At 30.5% G+C, this 20,014-nt stretch carries 15 protein-coding genes; 4 read left to right on the top strand and 11 right to left on the bottom strand.

Annotated features, from left to right (window positions below; all coding sequences use genetic code 11):
- Position 1 precedes the first annotated feature (1 nt).
- From NST64_RS06900 to NST64_RS06910, 3 genes are all read right to left on the bottom strand, one after another.
- Positions 2 to 574, bottom strand: a complete 573-nt coding sequence (locus NST64_RS06900; RefSeq protein ID WP_049417589.1) for an anthranilate synthase component II — start codon at positions 572 to 574, stop codon at positions 2 to 4.
- Positions 571 to 1,980 carry an anthranilate synthase component I gene (locus tag NST64_RS06905; protein ID WP_340731106.1) on the bottom strand — a complete coding sequence of 470 codons (1,410 nt, stop codon included), beginning with the start codon at positions 1,978 to 1,980 and terminating at the stop codon, positions 571 to 573. The genes NST64_RS06900 and NST64_RS06905 overlap by 4 nt, the downstream gene beginning before the upstream one ends.
- 443 nt (positions 1,981 to 2,423) lie before the next feature.
- Positions 2,424 to 3,458, bottom strand: a complete 1,035-nt coding sequence (locus tag NST64_RS06910; RefSeq protein ID WP_002455365.1) for a M42 family metallopeptidase — start codon at positions 3,456 to 3,458, stop codon at positions 2,424 to 2,426.
- Between the two features lie 135 nt (positions 3,459 to 3,593).
- On the opposite strand from NST64_RS06910, the gene NST64_RS06915 reads away from it, so the two are divergent.
- Positions 3,594 to 4,685 carry a prephenate dehydrogenase gene (locus NST64_RS06915; RefSeq protein WP_002455366.1) on the top strand — a complete coding sequence of 364 codons (1,092 nt, stop codon included), beginning with the start codon at positions 3,594 to 3,596 and terminating at the stop codon, positions 4,683 to 4,685.
- A 51-nt stretch (positions 4,686 to 4,736) separates the two neighbouring features.
- On the opposite strand, the gene NST64_RS06920 is transcribed toward NST64_RS06915, so the two are convergent.
- Positions 4,737 to 5,999 carry a Y-family DNA polymerase gene (locus tag NST64_RS06920; RefSeq protein WP_002455367.1) on the bottom strand — a complete coding sequence of 421 codons (1,263 nt, stop codon included), beginning with the start codon at positions 5,997 to 5,999 and terminating at the stop codon, positions 4,737 to 4,739.
- Positions 6,000 to 6,147: 148 nt separating this feature from the next.
- Between NST64_RS06920 and NST64_RS06925 the strand changes: the two genes are divergently transcribed.
- The gene (locus tag NST64_RS06925; RefSeq protein ID WP_002449790.1) at positions 6,148 to 6,333 is read left to right on the top strand and encodes a 2-hydroxymuconate tautomerase; all 186 of its coding nucleotides are present in this window, start codon (positions 6,148 to 6,150) and stop codon (positions 6,331 to 6,333) included.
- Positions 6,334 to 6,411: 78 nt separating this feature from the next.
- Here the strand turns inward: NST64_RS06925 and NST64_RS06930 are convergent, their stop codons facing one another.
- Positions 6,412 to 7,395 carry an LCP family protein gene (locus NST64_RS06930; RefSeq protein ID WP_107632377.1) on the bottom strand — a complete coding sequence of 328 codons (984 nt, stop codon included), beginning with the start codon at positions 7,393 to 7,395 and terminating at the stop codon, positions 6,412 to 6,414.
- 140 nt (positions 7,396 to 7,535) lie between these two features.
- Here NST64_RS06930 and msrA point away from each other — a divergent pair, with 140 nt between their 5' ends.
- Entirely contained in the window at positions 7,536 to 8,051 is a 516-nt protein-coding gene (gene msrA / locus NST64_RS06935) for a peptide-methionine (S)-S-oxide reductase MsrA (RefSeq protein ID WP_002449832.1), read from the top strand.
- 37 nt (positions 8,052 to 8,088) lie between these two features.
- Here the strand turns inward: msrA and mprF are convergent, their stop codons facing one another.
- The 6 genes from mprF to parE all read right to left on the bottom strand — a co-directional run bounded on the left by mprF (position 8,089) and on the right by parE (position 19,149).
- Complete coding sequence (gene mprF, locus NST64_RS06940) at positions 8,089 to 10,611, bottom strand: bifunctional lysylphosphatidylglycerol flippase/synthetase MprF (protein WP_049417581.1); 2,523 nt, start codon at positions 10,609 to 10,611, stop codon at positions 8,089 to 8,091.
- A 206-nt stretch (positions 10,612 to 10,817) separates the two neighbouring features.
- Positions 10,818 to 12,047 (bottom strand): AI-2E family transporter, encoded by a 1,230-nt coding sequence (locus NST64_RS06945; protein WP_049417579.1) that lies wholly within the window; start codon positions 12,045 to 12,047, stop codon positions 10,818 to 10,820.
- Between the two features lie 63 nt (positions 12,048 to 12,110).
- Complete coding sequence (glcT, locus tag NST64_RS06950) at positions 12,111 to 12,965, bottom strand: glucose PTS transporter transcription antiterminator GlcT (protein WP_002455369.1); 855 nt, start codon at positions 12,963 to 12,965, stop codon at positions 12,111 to 12,113.
- A 129-nt stretch (positions 12,966 to 13,094) separates the two neighbouring features.
- On the bottom strand, positions 13,095 to 14,555 hold the full coding sequence (locus NST64_RS06955; protein ID WP_002449891.1) for an alanine/glycine:cation symporter family protein: 1,461 nt from the start codon (positions 14,553 to 14,555) through the stop codon (positions 13,095 to 13,097).
- Positions 14,556 to 14,764: 209 nt separating this feature from the next.
- Complete coding sequence (parC, locus tag NST64_RS06960) at positions 14,765 to 17,164, bottom strand: DNA topoisomerase IV subunit A (protein ID WP_049417575.1); 2,400 nt, start codon at positions 17,162 to 17,164, stop codon at positions 14,765 to 14,767.
- Positions 17,161 to 19,149: a DNA topoisomerase IV subunit B gene (gene parE, locus NST64_RS06965; RefSeq protein WP_049417617.1), complete on the bottom strand. Its 1,989-nt coding sequence runs from the start codon at positions 19,147 to 19,149 to the stop codon at positions 17,161 to 17,163. Before parE ends, parC begins: the two co-directional genes overlap by 4 nt.
- A gap of 216 nt (positions 19,150 to 19,365) precedes the next feature.
- Between parE and plsY the strand changes: the two genes are divergently transcribed.
- On the top strand, positions 19,366 to 19,974 hold the full coding sequence (gene plsY, locus NST64_RS06970) for a glycerol-3-phosphate 1-O-acyltransferase PlsY (RefSeq protein WP_002455372.1): 609 nt from the start codon (positions 19,366 to 19,368) through the stop codon (positions 19,972 to 19,974).
- The last annotated feature ends 40 nt before the right edge of the window (positions 19,975 to 20,014 follow it).

Genomic DNA, 20,014 nt, shown 5'->3' on the forward strand with positions numbered 1-20,014 from the left:
CCTATTTACCTCTTTCCTTTACGATATCGATAAAATTTTTAATTATTTGTTGTCCTTGGTCTGTTGCAAACGACTCGGGATGATATTGAATACCAAAATGTAATCCATTTTTTGTTTCATAAGATTGAATGCAATCTTTTGTTCTTCCAGTAATTATTAATTGTGATGGAAAAGAGATTTCATCACTTATTAATGAATGGTAACGCATTATATTAAATTGATTTGCTAAGTTGTTATATAATTTAGTTTGTTGAATAACTGTTAATATATCGACTTTACCATGCATGACTTTTTCACCTTGAATAACATGGCCACCGTAATAGCATGTTATTGCTTGTGCACCTAAACATACGCCCAATATCGGTAAAGATTTATACCTTTCAATAATATTTAATAGATGGTTACTATCTAAAGGATGACCAGGTCCTGGAGATATGATGAGACCATCACTTTGGTTAACGTAATTAAGCACATCTTTATCATCTGGATATTTAACAATGACGTCGTCTAATTGACTTACTATATCAACTAAGTTATATGTAAATGAGTCATAATTATCAATGATTAAAATCATGGTGTTACCTCCAATAAACTTTTTGCTTTTAATAATGTTTCTTCTAATTCTTTTTCTGGTACTGAATCATAAACCACCCCACATCCTGCTTCGACTTTCACGGTAGTATCATCGATTAACATTGTTCTTATTGCTAAGGCAAAATCTAAATTCTGATTGCAATTAATGTAGCCTACACCACCACTATATATGCCACGTTTATATGGATATGTCTCATATATACGCCTAATTGCTCTAAGTTTTGGAGCTCCTGAAACAGTTCCTGTAGGTAATAAATTAGCAATTACTGTCATAGGAGATAATTCTCGCTTAATCTCACCTCTTACTTCGCTTACAATATGCATGACATGTTCATATTTTTCAATTTTCATTAATTTTGTAATTTTTGAACTACCGGTTCTACTGACTCTATGTATATCATTTCTGCCTAGATCAACAAGCATTCGATGTTCGCTTAATTCCTTTTCATCACTCAATAATTGCTCTGCATTTTGCTTATCTTCTTTTATGGTTTTACCTCTTTTAATTGTTCCAGCGATTGGATTCGTAATGACCGTCCCATCTTGTACAGCTACAAAACTCTCTGGAGAACTGCCTATAATAATTTGTGTAGTCATATTAATATAGTACATATATGGACTTGGATTACGTCTTTTTAAGTTTTGGTATAATTGATAACTTAATTGCAATGTATTATTTTTAAAATAATGATTGTAGCTATATATTCTAGATGGTACAACTTGAAACATATCGCCTTCTTTTATAAGTTCTTTCAATTGTTTTATAGTATTTATAAATTCATCATCTGATACATTTGGCATGATATTTGAAGGCGTAGGAGGATGAATATAATCATCTGTATAAGCTTTAATTTGAGATAGTGCCTTTACTCTATTTTTTACTCTTTCTTCTAAATCTTTCTGTTCTACTTCTGAGAATTGATTTGTAGCAATAACATATAATTCATCTTTATAATGATCAAATACATATACATCTTCTATCATGTGAAATTCAATATCATTGCTGTCCTTAATTTCTTGTATAGATTGCTGTTTTAACATTGGAAATTCATGTCTTATTAAGTCAAAACTACATGTACCAATAAAGCCAGATACAAATGGTAAATGTTTTAATTTTTCATCTGTAATCTGAATATTAAATTGATTGATATAATCTTTTAAGTATTCATAAGACTTTTCAGTAATTTCAATATTTTGTTTTTTTGTTTTTATCGTTAGTAAGTCGTTGTTTAACACAACAGAACCATAGCTTTCGAATGCTACAATAGAATATCTACCTTTAACTTGTTTTTGACTGGTACTTTCTAAAATAATTTTATTTTTCTTTAACTTTCCTAATACTTCGGGTGTAATATTAGCTCTAAGTATTTCATAATATATTTTCATTAAGCTTTAGTCCTTTCTCAAAAAAATATCAGCATCCTTATTTAAAAGGACGCTGACGCGCGGTACCACCTTAATTAACTAAATATTTTGAATTATCAAAATATTTAAAGTTCACTCATTTTTCATTTAATTTTTTATAAGTATAAACCCAATTTCATTATTAGTGATGTTAGTTTTCATCAACCACTAACTTTCTATGATTATCTAGCTAATAATTACTATATTTATACCAAAAAGACACCACGATTACGTTCCATAGATAAGGACGCGTTACCGTGGTGCCACCTTCTAAGTCCAATTCAAACATATGCTGTGCTAATTTACATCATCCATTAGCTTTCTATTTGCTACATCACATATCTTCTACTCAATTCTCAGAATTATTAAAATGTTATCATAATTCAGTATAATACATAAATAAATCTTCCTTGTCAATATTTATTTCAATTTATTGATGACAAGCAATAGGCATATAATAAGTTTTGAGCGGCATGTATAGAATCAATATGTGTTCGTTCCAGTGCATGAGAGGACTCAATACCAGCTCCAAATAACCCATGTTTAATATCTGCTCCTGCTTTTAATGCTGCAGACGCATCTGACGTATAATAAGGATAAATATCTATTTTATACGGAATATGATTAAATTTACATAAGTTTACTAGATGTGTTTTTAATTCTTTATGATAAGGTCCAGACGCATCTTTAGCACAAATAGATACTGTATATTCGTCAGAAGATTGTCCCTCTCCAAGCGCTCCCATATCAAAAGCAATAAATTCTACAATTTTATTAGAAATAGATGCATTCGCTCCATATCCTATTTCCTCATTATTAGAAATATAAAATTGAATAGTATGTGGTAATTTAATTTGTTCATTTTTTATTCTTTCTAATAAATCTAATATCATTGCTACACTTGCTTTGTCGTCTAAATGTCGGGATTTAATAAATCCAGATGATGTTATTTCTGTTCTTGGATCAAAGCTAATAAAATTACCTACTTCTATTCCTAAACCTTCTGTCTCTTGCTTAGAAGTCGTTTTTTCGTCTATACGGACTTCCATGTGTTCAATATCTCTTGGGATTTTTTCATTTTCACGATATACATGAACACTTGTTTCATGTAAACATATTGTCCCTGTGTATGTTTCGCCAGAGTCTGTTTCAATCTGACAATATTCTCCTTCAATCGCATTATATTTAAATCCACCAATTAGATCGATTGTTAAACGACCATCTTCTTTAATTTCTTTTACCATTGCACCTAAAGTATCTACATGAGCAGTAATACAACGTTGACGCTCATTGTCTTCACCCTCAACTGTGATAATTAAAGCACCTTTATTTGTTAATTGAGTTGAATATCCTAAATGTTCTACTTTTTGTTTTACATAACTTATTGCTTTATAAGCATTTCCCGAAGGACTATTAATGTTAGTTAAGTTTTGAATTAATTCTAATATCTTTGATTCCATTCAACTTCCCCCTTTATCAATTTAAATATATTTTAACTTAGATAAATAGCGAACTCTAATGAATAGTATTGTTTAAAATGAATGACTAATTTAAAATATAGATATTCTGAATATTTAGAAATAAGGAGAGCTCATATGAAAAATATTTTATTTGTTGGTTTAGGATTAATTGGTGGAAGCTTAGCTAGTAATTTAAAATTTTATCAATCTGATTTTATAATTTCTGCCTATGATACTGATGTAACTCAACTAGATAAAGCAATGTCTATTGGTATAATTGATAAAAAGATTAATGATTATGCACTTGGTGTCAAGGAAGCGGATATTATTATCTTTGCTACTCCAGTTCATCAAACAGCGATATATCTAAATTCATTACCTAATTATAAAACCAAATCACATTTGATTGTAACGGACACAGGCAGTACAAAGCTTATCATTCAAAATTTTGAAAAACGTTTATTAGAATCAAATATTCATCTTGTTAGCGGACATCCAATGGCTGGTAGCCATAAATCTGGTGTGCTTAATTCTAAAAAGCATTTATTTGAAAATGCATACTATATTTTAGTTTACGATGATGAACATAATACACAAGCAGCTAAAACATTACAAGATTTGCTCTCCCCTACACAAGCTAAATTCATTGTTACTAATGCAAAAGAACATGATTACGTAACGGGGATTGTCAGTCATGTTCCACATATTATTGCCTCTAGTTTAGTACACTTGAGTTCAAGCCATGCAAAAGATCATGCTTTAGTCAAACAGCTTGCTGCTGGTGGATTTAGAGATATTACAAGAATTGCAAGTAGTAATGCTGAAATGTGGAAAGATATCTTACTTAGCAATAAACAAAATATCATTAGTTTACTAGAGGATATGCAAACTAATATTAAGGATATGATAGTTAAACTTAAAAATGAAGAAGAACAACAAATATATCAATTCTTTGACGAAGCAAAAATATTTAGAGACCAATTACCTCTTAAGCAACATGGTGTAGTGAATGTTGGGTATGATTTATATATTGATATTCCAGATAAAACGGGTATGATTAATGAAGTTACTTCTACACTTAGTTTACATAATATTTCTATAAGAAACTTAAAAATTTTAGAAGTTCGTGAGGATATTTTAGGTGCTTTACAAGTTACCTTTAAAACTCCAAAAGATCGTGAATTAGGTATTATTGCTTTAAACGAATTTGATACGTATATTCCATAAAAATGGAAGTGGGCCAAAATTCAAAATGAGTTTTGACCTACTTCCATTTATTTACATCTTATGACCTGCCATCAATCCTAATCTGTTATGTTTTGTTCCAGATGCAGTATAAGAAATTGCTTTTGAAACGATGCCTTTGCCATATTTTCTTTGTAACGTATCAATCGTTTTAGCTAAATTTTCATCTCTTTGTCTTTTATATTCATTTACAAATAAATTTAATTGTCGATTTTCTTCATGAATGAACTGTGTTAGTGAAACACTTAACGTACGATACAAAGCGTGTTTATCACACAACTGATTCGCATAATCATTAACGACTTTAAATATATCTTGTTCTAGATTTGTAGCATCAGTTAAAGTGTGTTGTTTATGTATTCCTCCACCTTCAGTATATCCAAATGAAAAATGTATAGTACGTGCTAATTGCTTTCTTTCTCTTAATCTACAAGTAACATCTTCAATCAACTCTTGCATAACAATTTTTGTTTCTTTAAATTGATAGTCTCTCATCAAAATTTGGCTTTTACATATAGCTGGATTATTAATTTTACTTTTTTCTCTTATTTTACTTTGATCTATACCGTTAGCATGTAAATGCATATCAGTGCCTAATATACCAAAGTCTTTCTTCAAATATCTATGAGGATAATGTGCTAAATCACCTATTGTAATAATTCCTTTTTTATTTAACTTTATTTCTGTTTTTTTATTAATTCCCCAAAATGATTTCAATGGTGAAATACGCCATAATTTATCGGGTATGTCATGATACCGCCACTCAGTAATACCTTCTTTTATGTGTTTAGCTTCGATATCCATAGCTACTTTACTAAGTAACAAGTTAGAGCCAATACCTATCGTACAGTATATTCCTGTCTTATCTAATACTTCTTTTTGGAAACACTTAGCAAAAGAATATACTGTAGTATTAAAAAGATGATAGCTATTTGTTACATCCATAAAAAATTCATCAATACTATACTGATGTAAATCTTCCCTTGGAACATATTTAAGAGCAATTTTAGAAATTTCTAAAGATATTTCTAGATATCTTCTCATACTTGGATTAATAATATAAATATCATTACGCTGTGGAATTTCAAATAATCTAGATCCAGTTTTAATGCCAAGTTCTTTTAATTTAGGTGTTGCTGCCAAAACAACAGATCCTTGTCGCTTAGTGTCAGCAACCACTGCTAATTTTGTCGTTAAAGGATCTAACCCTTTTTCAATACAAGACACACTAGCATAAAAACTTTTCTGATCTACACATAGTATGTCTCTATCTTCAAGTAAATTATAATCATACATATCAATCCCCTCCTTAGATAATTCAATTATATAAGAACATTTGTTCCCTTACAATATTAAAAAGAACAAATGTTCTGTTTAAATATCTTGAAGTTCATTTTTTAAAAATGATATACTAAGCACATAATTATATAAGGAGGAAAACATCATGCCGATTGTAAATGTAAAATTATTAGAAGGACGCTCAGATGAGCAATTAAAAAACTTAGTCACTGAGGTTACAAATGCAGTGGAGAAAACAACAGGCGCAAATAGAGAAGCAATCCATGTAGTTATTGATGAAATGAAGAAAAATCACTACGGTGTAGGTGGCGTGAGAAAATCAGAACAATAATATTATAATCTTTAAAGTTTACATAATAATATTATTGTAGTTAAAGAGATAATAAATAAGCAGGCCAAAGTGGCCTGCTTATTTATTATCTTTTAAAAATGACTCTATTGCTTTTTTATTTTTCTCTTTATCAATATCTAATGCACTACCATCGTTATTAGTATTAATATTTTGATAAGAATTTTTTAACGGTACAGTTAGTGTTTCCACATTTTTATCGCCTCGTATTCCAAAACTTAGTCCTGTTTGGAAAATAGCTGAGTTTGGCATATCTGTATTAATATATCCTCTCAATATACCCGCTACTTTAGGTAATTTCACGATTGTACTTGGGGTAATTAATTCTTTCTTAAGTGTTTGCATAACTTGTTGTTGACGTCTCACGCGTCCAAAGTCCCCCTCTGGGTCATGTCTAAATCTAGCATAACCTAATAATTCTTTACCGTTTAATCGATGATGTCCTTTTTTCAATGAAACCCCAATATTTTCTGACATATCTTTTTCAACATCAATTGGCACACCATTAGCTTCTAATTCATCAATCATTTTTTCAAAGCCAGTGAAATCAATGACTGCATAGTATTCAGGATTAATACCTAAATTTTTATTTAATGTTTGTCTCAATAACTCTGGTCCACCAAGTGAGTATGCAGCGTTAATTTTATATTTGTCATAACCAGGAATTTCAGCATAAATATCACGCATAATTGACATCATTTTCATTTTTTTCTTAATATAGTCATACTGTACAACCATAATAGAGTCAGTTCTTGATTTTCCACCATTAGCTTGGTCAGCACCGAGCATTAATATTGTGATTTTCCCGTCATTTTTAACGGCTCCATTAAATTTATGAATTTTAATATCTTTTGCATGTTCTTGTGCATATTTCATCCCACTTTGATATCCATGAACGACATACGTAATCATTACAATAAGTAAAACTACAATAATCAGTATTACAAAAGGTAATTTTCGAAGTTTTTTCTTCTTGCGTCGTTTAGAAGGTATCGTTGTCCCCGATTGCCGTCTTAATATTGTATTATCCTTCTCTTCTGTCATATTTACCTACCTTACACTCTTTAAAATCTTCAAAATAATATTCGGATATACTATAATATATAAATAAGTTATATAAAATACCTTAAAAAATCAAGTGTTTTCAATAAATATTACAAAGGTGTTAGGAAAGGATGGCATAAATGAATATTAATACAGCATACTTTGCAGGAGGCTGTTTCTGGTGTATGACAAAACCGTTTGATCAATTTGAAGGTATTGAATCAGTAACATCAGGTTTTATGGGGGGATCAGTTAAAAATCCAACCTATGAACAAGTAAAAAGCGGAACTACTGGACACTATGAAACTGTTAAAATAGAGTATGATGTTGCTTTATTTTCTTATCATAAATTATTAGAAATATTTTTTTCAGTCATTGATCCATTAGATGCTGGCGGTCAATTTCAAGATAGAGGGTCACAGTATCAAACAGCTATTTTTTATACAAATGATGATCAAAGAAAAGTTGCGATTAATTATATCAAAGATTTAGAACAAACGATGCATTCTGATAAAGCCATTGCTACTAAGGTTCTTCCCGCTTCAAATTTTTATAAAGCAGAAGAATATCATCAAAATTTCTATAAAAAAAATCCTGAACGTTACGCACAAGAACAGCGAGATCGCGCAAATTATGATCCTCGTTCTAACTCATAATAAAAAAGATATCCGAAAACAATTTCGGATATCTTTTTTATTTATGTCTAATCACTCGCATTACTTTTAACATACTGTACCATAGAGAACTATCTTTTCTATATACCAAAAATCGCGGTTCCCACTGAGGACTATATTTTTCCTTATATCTTCGTAACCCCTGAAAACGATATAAACCATTAAAATGTTCAAACACACGTCCCGCAATACGTTCTCGTAAATAAGAATAATCGAGTTGACCTACATTTGATAAGGTAGCCATACCCATGTTAAAAGCTTTATACCCTTTTTCTTTACCCCATAATAACATATGTAGATATAATCCATCCATTAGAGGTAAATCTAATTCAGGTAACCAACGAATTAAATCTACTGAAATTGCTTCGTTATAGTATGTTGGCATTAATGTACAAAAAGCAATAATCTTACCTTCTTCATTTTTCATAATTCCAATTGGCGCTTTATCTAAGTACTGTTCTGTAAATTGACCAACAGAAAAATGCATTTCAGTACGTCCATCGAGCCACTTATCACTTACTTTTCTAAGCTCTTCTATAAACGCTTTAGAAAATGGTGGTTCTATAATTTCAAATTTAATATTTAAATCATTAAATTTATTCAGTGTTGCTCTAAAACCACGTCGTTTTTTTCCAGAAGTAGTAAATTGTGTTAAATCAATAATAGCCTCTTCGCCTAATTTAAAAAATTGATTTCCAAAATTATGATACAACGGCATAAAACGATCAGATACTTGATAGAAAATGACATCATAACCTAACTTTTCAGCATAACTATAGAAATCATCCAACAATGATTGGAATGATGCTGTATTTCCAATTGGATCTCCCAATACGACCAGCGCATTTGATTTATATCTATACATAAGAAAGGCTTGTTCACTGTCATGCATAAATACATCTTTATCACCACTATATATCAAATGACTTAAATAATTCCCTCCATATGTTTCTATAATTGATTTACATTGAGAAAATTCTTGGAATTGATGTGGGCGTTCAAAGCGACGACCAAATAACCATGCAATACCAACAATTAATAATATAACAACTACCACAGTTAACCAGAAATAGTATTTTAATAATGACGTATCCATTTCCAAGTGATATAAATCTAAAGCATATAAGGTTTCAGAAATAATGAAATGATTAATATATAAAACAATCACACTAATGACTAAGGTAAATATTAAGTTTTTTAATCTAAATGGACGTTTAAATACTTTCGCACGTCGATAAGCTAAAATAAGTAAGATAAAAATAATGATGAGCCATGTAAGTAACATGATAGAAGCATACGTATATAACGTTGCAAGAAATATTAAAACAAGTGAAATCATTGAATAAATAATTGCTCTCTTACTTTGCTTATATATTCCCCTTACATTAACAAGTAATATTAAACATGCACTTGTATGAATAGACAACATGATATAGTAAATAAAATGATCTGCATCATATAATCCATCATACACAATCGTCACATTATTAATAAAGAAAATAAAACTTGTTAATAGTGCGAGAATAGATAAAGCAAATGCTGGGATTTTTGAAATAATATCTTTTTGATAAGACAGTATGAATGAGGTAATATCTTTAGCGGGTACAAAATATTTAGACTCTTCAAAGTACTTACGCGCAGAATTGCCAAATTCAAACGTAGATAGAATTAAAGCAATAATAACAGGTACAAAATAATAAGCAAAACGATATAACAGTAAGGCAATCAATATTTTTTCTTCAGGAATATCTAAGGATTTTAGTCCTAATAAAACAACTAAATCAAATGCTCCAAATCCACCTGGAATAAAACTAATTAGTCCAGATAATGCAGCAATAATAAAAATACCAAGTAATGTTGTAAAAGCTACATGAATATCAATAATCCATGCCGACAAGTAAAGTACAACAGCAGCGGCTATCCATTCAATACTTGAAACAAGCGTGCAATATATTCCTACCAATTTATTATGTTCAGTAACCGGTTTAACGACTGTATACACTATAAAAATAGGTAAAAATAAAGCGACTACGTACAATACCCATTTTACAAAACGTACTTTATCAAGAATATGAGAAGCATCGAAAATATGAAGTACGACTAAAATAGATAAGAAGCTTAAACCAGTTAACATTGAAACTAATATGATTGAAATAGCGTGAAGTAATCTTTTTCTATCAGAAGTATAATTTTTATAAATAAATGTTCTAAATCCTGCGCCTATAAATCCACCAAATCCAACAATAGCATTAAATGCATTAATAATATAACTCAAACGAAATACTTTGTTCAGTGGTATACTCAACTTTAAAGTTTTAACAAGAATGACATCATATAAACTTAAAAGTAGCATTGATGCGCCACCACATATAAATAAACCAATTAAAAACCATCGATTGATTTTACTAAATGCTTCTAATGTTTGTTTGAAGTTAATATGTGACAATTCATGATATAAAGTAGCAACTACTACAATAAAAAGTGTGACAGCAAATACCACTTTTAATATAGATATCAATCTATTTTTATGTTTTTCAGTCATTATTCATTATTATCCTTTACATTATATTAATACAAAATATATCATATCATATTCTAGGCATATATCTTTAGACTATTGAACTAACATAATTGTAAGATAAAAAGGAGTGGAAGAGAATTCATTGTTCCACTCTAGCAACGATGACTATCACTATATTAAAAAGCCTGAGACAACTCATTATGTCTCAGGCTTTTTAATATAGTGATTTATTCTGCTTCTGTGTAATTTTTATGTTCTTCTTTTTTAATCTCATATTGACCTGCATCGTCACCATAGTATTTATTGTAACGACGTTTAAATAATAAGAAGATATGAGAAACTAATACTTTTAAAATAGCGTAGCCAGGAATACCTAAAATAACTCCTACAATACCTAACAAATTACCCGCACTTAATAAAATAAAGATAATTGTTAGAGGATGAATTTTTAACGTTTTTCCCATAATATTAGGAGAAATAAAATGACCTTCAATAAATTGAACCAACGTCCACACAATAATCAATTTTAATAACATAAATGGTGAAGTAATAATCGCAATAATAATTGCCGGAGAAATTGCAATTGTTGGTCCTAAGTATGGGACTACGCTCGTTACTGCAGCAATTGAAGCTAGAACTAATCCATAATCTAAACCAATAATAGAATAACCAATAAACAATAAAATACCAATACAAAATGATACGATAATTTGGCCTTGAATATATGAGCCGACCTGTACACTCATTTTTTCTAATAAATCATGATAGTCTTTTCTAAATTTAGGCGGCACAATTTTAGTTGTATAATCTCTAAATTTAGTTCCATCTTTCAACATAAAGAATAATACAAATGGAGTAGTCGCAATCACAACACCAACATTCACAACAGCTTCTGCAAATGTTCTAATTTTAGTTCCAAATCCACTAAAATAATCTGACGTTAACGATGGAAGCTTTTTAGAAGTAGAATCAAGCCAGTCCTGAATTTGATTATAAAATGAAGATAAAATAGACATATGTGTCACTTTATCAATAGCTCTATTAAATTTTTCAATATATTTTGGGAAGTTATTTGCAAGTTGTTTAATTTGATCACCAATCACAGGAATTAATAAATCGATAATTAATGTTGCTCCTCCAATAATCACTAGAAAGACTATTGTAATTGCTAATAATCTTGGAATATTATACCGTTCCATCAAATTAATCACTGGATTTAACAAATAATACAAAATAAGCGATAAAATAATTGGCGCTGCAATAGTATTAAAGATAATGACAAAAGGCTGAAAAACATAAGAAATTTTGTCAAAGATGAATATAGTAATACCAAGTAATACTAATGAAACTAGCGCAAATAATAAATCTTTACCACCTAGAAACTTCATAAAGCGTGTTTCAGAAAAGCTTAGCTTATTAGCTTTCTTTCCTTCAACTTTATTGTGGTCCATTGACATATCATTTTCACCGTACCTTTTAATCTAAAATAAAATAATCTATATTATATCATACCATGTAGCTTATTCATTTTGTGTGTTATTTTGAGATTGAAAATGATAAATATGCAAAGCTAAATAAACAATTTCTGAATCATCTACATCAATATCTAGATTTTTTTGAATAACTTTAGAAATCTTATATGCTGTACTGTAACAATTAGGGTAATATGTTTTGACCATATTGATAAATTCATCTTGTGCATGAACATATTCCTTTTTATTTAAACGACGAATTAGAAATTGAATATGTCTAATAAATCGTTGATATTGGACCGTTCGAGGATTTACAGGATACCCTATATCATTTTCGATAATTAATACACATTTACTTATCATTTTATTAATTAAAGATATTTCACTCATAGGTAAATCTTCTTTATTTGACGCAATATGCAATGCTATAAAACCTATTTCATCCTCAGGAAATGTGACATCTAATTTTTCATTTAATCTCTGTATAACTTGTGTGGCAATATCATACGCCTCACTATATAAATGTTTAGTTTCCATTGCAAAGGGATTACTAATTATTTGATTTTGTTTTAAGCGTTTATATGCAAAAATAATATGATCGGTTAAGGCAATAACTAGTTGTTTATCATCGTTCATATAGATTGTACTTGTAATATAGTTAACTGATTCAATAATTGCTTGTAAGACCTCTTCATCAGCTATTTCAACTAGAGATTTGTAATACTCTTGTTGTTGTTTTTGATCTAATTTATACACTTTCTCAATAGAAGCATTATCATCTACGACCATTCCAGGCTTTTTATTAAAACCAATACCTTTACCAATTAAAATAACTTCTTGATTACTATTGATGCATATGATGACGTTATTATTTAAAATTTTTGAAATATGATATTTACTCATCATTATCATCCTTTTTTTACTATTAAAATTATATAGTTAAACATTATATTTGAAAAGTCGTCCTTTTAAAAAACACTTCTTTCTCGCATTACTCTAAAAGATGGAGAAAAGAAGTGTTGATTTAAATTATTAATGTTTTTTAGATATTTTATCTTCACGTCCCCAAGATTCAATACCAAATAAATTAATCTCAAGGTTTTCTGGTTTAAATACAGGTTTTAAACCAGCACGTTTTTGTTGAATGTAATCTTTCATAACAGCAAATGCAATATTTGAAAGACCTATAATGGAAACAAGGTTTACAATGGCCATTAATCCCATAAATAAGTCCGCTGTACTCCATACGGTTTCAGTTTTAACAACTGCTCCTGTAAATACTAATACAACAACTAAGCATCTAAAAATAAATAAAATTGCTTTGTTTTTAGATAGAAATTCTATATTAGATTGTCCGTAATAGTAATTACCAACTACAGAAGAAAATGCAAATAGAGTAATCGCGACAGTTAAGAAAATACCGCCCGGAGAACCAAGATGTTCATTCAATGCAGATTGTGTAACTTCTACACCTTGTGGCGCTTTTTCACCAAATTTTAAGCCTGAGTAAAGTAAAATCATAATAGCTGTTGCTGTACAAACAAGCATTGTATCGAAGAAGACACCTAAAGATTGAAGTAATCCCTGTTTTACTGGATGTGGTACAGCAGCAGTAGCAGCCGCATTGGGGGCTGAACCCATACCTGCTTCGTTAGAGAATAAGCCACGTTTTACACCTTGTAAAATCGCTGTACCTACTGCGCCACCTGCGACTTGTTCCATTCCGAATGCACTTTTAATAATTGTACCAATCATTGGAATAATTTGATCAAAATTCATTAGTAAGATAACTAAAACAATACCAACATAAACGATAGCCATTATTGGAACAATTAAAGATGATAACGTTGCAATACTACGTACACCGCCGAAGATAATGATTGCTGTAATGACAGCCAAAATAATACCAGTAATGACTGGACTAATATGATATTGGGTTCTTAAAGATTCAGCAATAGTATTCGATTGAACTGTGTTAAATACAAATGCAAATGTAACAGTAATTAACACAGCAAATGTAATACCAAGCCATTTTTGATTTAAACCTTTGGTTATGTAATAAGCTGGACCTCCTCGGAAGCCACCATCTTTATCATGAACTTTGTAAACTTGTGCAAGTGTTGCTTCTATAAATGCACTCGCAGCTCCGATAAATGCGATAATCCACATCCAAAAAACTGCCCCAGGGCCACCTAACACAATCGCTGTTGCTACACCAGCAATATTTCCTGTTCCAACACGAGAACCTGCACTAATAGCAAATGCTTGAAAAGGTGAAATACCTTTCTCTCCATTTTTCAGAGTTTCTGGTTTTTCGACTAATGCCTTAAACATTTCAGGTAGCATTCGTAGCTGAACAAATTTAGAACTAATAGTAAAGAAGATACCTACTGTCAATAGTAAACCTATTAAATACTGTGACCAGATTAAATCATTTCCAACTTGGACGACGGATTTAAACCAATCAGGTATTAAACTATCAAAATCTCTCAATTAAATCCCTCTCATCAAAATTATTGTTATGATATACATTACAAGAGATTTATATTGTAGTATTAAAGATCAAAATGTACATATTTCTCATGTAATCACTTTGATATACTTACCAACAATATAAATCTCTTGTGAGTTATAAATAATTAAATATTAAATTAATTTTATCATCTTATGAATTACTTGAAAACAAAAATTTTAAAATCATATTAATTTATTATCATTGATTTTACATTTCCAAATTCATTTGTATCAACCACAAATGAACCATTTGTATATTGTTCAGAAAGATGAATACGAGAAATTTCACCTGTTTCAGCATGTTTATCTGAATAAAGTGTATAGTATGTTTCATCTCTGACAACATGTGCAGCTACAATACGATGAGGATTTTTTTTCAATTCTTTTAAAAGTGTAATACCTCTTTGTGCGCGTTTGGCATCTTGTAATATATCTTTAGCAATACGTTTTATTGCTCCTCTTTGCGTAGTCATAATGATTGAATTATTCTTATCAACAGTATCAGTCATAATAACGTAATCTTCATCTTTTAAATTGATAGATTTCACACCAGCCGCTCTTAATCCTGTATCTGAAAGTTCTTCTGTAGAATACGTTAATGACATGCCTTTATGTGTAATAACAGTAATCATTTGTTCTTGAGTTATGCGAAGTACATTTACCACTTCATCTTCATTTTTTAACTTTGTTGCAATGAGTGGCTTATTAAATCGCGTGGTTTTAAATAATGATTGATTACTTTTTTTAATCATACCATTACGAGTTGCAATAATATAAAAAGCTTTACCATCAAATGTTTTTTCGTTAAATACATCTATAATTCTCTCGTTTTCTTCTAAAGACACAATTTGCGATACATGCTGACCTAACTCTTTCCATCGCACATCTGCAATTTTATGAATTGGAATAAAGAGATATCTTCCTTTATTCGTAAATACTAAAGCTGTATCTTGAGTATTTACAGTTTGGTATTTGAGTAAACTATCTCCCTCTTTTAAACCTACTTCTGTCACACCACTTGCATTAAAGCTACGTGTAGACGTACGTTTTATATATCCATGTCTAGTCATACTTAAAACAACTTCTTCACTTGGTACAATAACTTCTTTATCAATTTTAATTTCTGATATTTCCGCTTCAATTGAAGATAAACGTGATGTTTTAAAACGTTTTCGAATCTCTGTAAGCTCTTTTTTAATAACATTTAATAATGCGTCATGATTATCAAGAATATTTCGGTACTCTTCTATTAATGTTTGTAATTCTTCATGTTCTTCTTCAAGTGCAACAATATCAGTATTAGTTAAACGATATAATTGAAGCATTACAATGGCTTCTGCTTGTGCTTCAGTAAAGTCAAATTCTTTTACTAAATTATCTTTTGCATCTTTTTTATTTTTAGAATGACGAATTAGCGCGATCACTTCATCTAATATAGATAAAGCTTTCATAAGACCTTCTACAATATGCATACGCTTTTCAGCATGATTTAAGTCATATGTGGTACGATTAGCTACAACTTCAATTTGATGGTTTAAATAGCTGTCAATAATTTCACGTAGACCCATTAATTTTGGACGTCCATCACTAATAGCGACCATATTGAAATTATAAGTAATTTGTAAATCAGAGTTTTTATATAAATAGTTTTTAATAGACTCTGAATTAACATCTTTTTTTAATTCAATAGCAATTCTTAAACCTGTACGATCTGTTTCATCACGTACTTCAATAATACCATCTACTTTTTTATCAGCACGAAGCTCATCAATACGTTTCACAAGTGAACTTTTATTCACTTCATAAGGAATTTCTGTCACAATTAATTGTTTACGTCCATTTCTTAACGCTTCTTCCTCTACTTTTGAACGAACAACAATTTTTCCTTTTCCTGTTTCATAAGCTTTCTTAATACCATCAATACCTTGAATAATACCGCCTGTTGGAAAATCAGGACCTTTGATATATTTCATTAATTGATTTACTGAAATATTAGGATGATCAATGTATTTTAATGTTGCTTGAATTACTTCACCTAAATTATGTGGAGGAATATCAGTAGCATATCCTGCCGAAATACCAGTCGAACCGTTTACTAGTAAATTGGGAAATCTTGCTGGTAACACCATAGGTTCAAGTGTTGTGTCATCATAGTTTGGTACAAAGGACACTGTTTCTTTATTAATGTCACGAACCAACTCTTCAGAAAGTTGACTTAATTTCGCTTCTGTATAACGCATCGCAGCAGGTGGATCATTATCAATACTACCATTATTTCCATGCATTTCGATTAATACATGACGCAACTTCCAATCTTGGCTTAAACGTACCATTGCATCATAAACTGAAGAATCACCATGTGGATGATATTGACCAATAACATCCCCAACTGTTTTCGCACTTTTACGGAAATTTTTATCATACGTATTGCCACTGCTATACATAGCAAATAAAATTCTACGTTGTACAGGTTTTAAACCATCACGCACATCTGGTAACGCACGTTCTTGAATAATATATTTACTATATCTTCCAAAGCGATCGCCAATAACATCTTCAAGTGATAGGTCTTGAATTATCTCACTCAATTGACTTCCTCCTCATCATCTTCTTCAGTATCTAGTATTTGAACTTCTGTATTATCTAAAATACTTTGATCTTCTTGCATGCCAAATTCAACATGATTTTCAATCCATTCACGTCTTGGTGCAACTTTATCTCCCATTAATGTTGTTACACGTTTAGAAGAACGTACTTCATCATCGATTTGAACTCTAATCAACGTTCTTGTCTCAGGATTCATTGTAGTTTCCCACAATTGTTCAGGATTCATTTCACCTAAACCTTTATAGCGTTGTAAAATAAAACCTTTACCTAATTGTTTTTGAAGTTTTTCCAATTCATCATCTGTCCAAGCATATTCTACTTTTTTAGATTTCCCTTTACCTTTTTCTAATTTATATAACGGAGGTAATGCAATAAAAACACGACCTGCTTGAACAAGAGGTCTCATATATTTGAAGAAAAATGTTAATAATAACACTTGAATATGGGCGCCATCTGTATCAGCGTCAGTCATAATAATAACTCTATTATAATTACTATCTTCTAATTTAAAATCATTACCAACACCAGCACCAATGGTATGAATAATTGTATTGATTTCTTCATTTTTGAAAATATCTTCAAGTTTTGCTTTTTCAGTATTAATCACTTTACCTCGTAAAGGTAAAATAGCCTGGAATTTTCTGTCTCTCCCAAGTTTAGCTGATCCCCCTGCTGAATCACCTTCGACAAGATATAATTCATTTTTCTCAGTATTCTTACTTTGAGCAGGCGTTAACTTTCCTGATAATAATGTATCTTTACGTTTGTTTTTCTTACCAGAACGTGCATCTTCCCGTGCCTTACGAGCCGCTTCTCTTGCCTGTTGCGCTTTAATAGCTTTCTTCACAAGTGATTTAGATAATTGCCCTTTTTCCTCTAAGTAATAAGGTAATTTTTCAGAAACAACAGAATCTACTGCACTACGCGCTTCAGATGTACCAAGCTTAGATTTAGTTTGTCCCTCAAATTGCAGTAATTCTTCTGGAATACGTACAGAAATCACTGCTGTTAACCCTTCTCTAATATCATTACCATCTAAGTTTTTATCTTTATCTTTAAGTTCATTGATACGACGTGCATAGTCATTAAATACGCGTGTCATTGCTGTTTTAAATCCTACTTCATGAGTTCCGCCGTCTTTTGTACGTACATTATTAACAAAACTTAATATACTTTCAGAATATTGATCATTATATTGAAAAGCAACATCTACTTCGATTCCATTTGCAGCACCTGTAAACGTTGTAACATCATGCAATACTTCTTTACCTTCATTGATATAACTTACAAATTCTTTAATACCTTCTTCGTAATGATAAACATCTTCCCGTTCTTTTCCATCACGTAAATCTTTCAATGTAATTTTTAAGTTTTTTAATAAGAATGCAGATTCTTGTAAGCGCTCACTTAATGTATCAAAATTAAATGACGTTGTTGTCTTAAAAATACTTGAATCTGGTTTAAATGTGACTTTTGTACCTGTTTTCTTAGTTTTTCCTGCTTTCACTAAACCAGAGGTTGGAATACCGCCATCTTTAAAAGATTGCTTATAAATTTGTCCATCTCGATGAATTTCAACTTCTAGCCATTCACTTAAAGCATTAACTACGGAAGCACCAACACCATGAAGTCCTCCAGAAGTTTTATATCCACCTTGTCCAAACTTACCTCCAGCATGTAACACAGTAAAAATAACTTCGACAGTAGGTTTACCAGATGCATGCATACCAGTTGGCATACCTCTTCCATTATCTTCCACTGAAATACTATTATCTTTATTGATTGTTACATCAATTTCATTACCATAACCATTTAAAACTTCATCGACGGAGTTATCGACAATTTCATATACTAAATGGTGTAATCCACGTTTATCAGTCGACCCAATATACATTCCTGGACGTTTTCTAACTGCTTCAAGTCCTTCTAATACTTGAATCGAATCATCTGAATAATGATTTGTCATTTTTGTTGCCAATGCGTTCGCCTCCTACAAACGTACGTTCGTTTTTTTAACTTTACAATAGTTATTCTTATATAAAACGCATTAAAATGCAAGTATGAGTTATATAAGATACGTATTTAACTTAATATATAAGACGTTTTTTCAATTTTTAATCGTTGTCAGGAATACTTTGTGATAAAATATACCTACATTATATAAGGGATGTGTAAACAAATGATGATGATAGTTCTCATGTTGATTTTAAGCTATCTCATTGGAGCTATTCCAAATGGTTATGTTATAGGAAAAGTTTTTTTTAAAAAAGATATTAGAGAATTTGGAAGCGGTAATACCGGTGCCACAAATAGTTTTAGAGTTTTAGGAAAACCAGCTGGATTTATCGTTACTTTTTTAGATATATTTAAAGGATTCATTACTGTATTTTTCCCATTATGGCTCCCAGTGCATGCGCATGGACCAATTAGTACATTCTTCACACATGGATTAATTGTCGGTATTTTTGCAATAATTGGTCATGTTTACCCTATTTATCTTAAATTTAAAGGGGGTAAAGCTGTAGCCACAAGTGCCGGAGTTGTGTTAGGAGTTAATCCAATCTTACTTTTAATCTTAGCAGTCATATTCTTTGGAATTTTATATTTAACAAAGTATGTGTCATTATCTAGTATTATTGCGGCAATCAGCTGTGTGATAGGTTCATTAGTTATTCATGATTACATATTATTTGGAATGAGTGCTTTTGTATCAATCATTTTAATTTTTAGACACCGTTCTAATATTGTTAGAATTTTTAAAGGTGAAGAGCCAAAAATCAAATGGATGTAAAATGGATGTTTCTTGCACCAAATGTGAAGATTCGGGATTT

The sequence above is a fragment of the Staphylococcus sp. FSL W8-1268 genome (assembly GCF_038003965.1).
Lineage (GTDB): Bacteria > Bacillota > Bacilli > Staphylococcales > Staphylococcaceae > Staphylococcus > Staphylococcus hominis.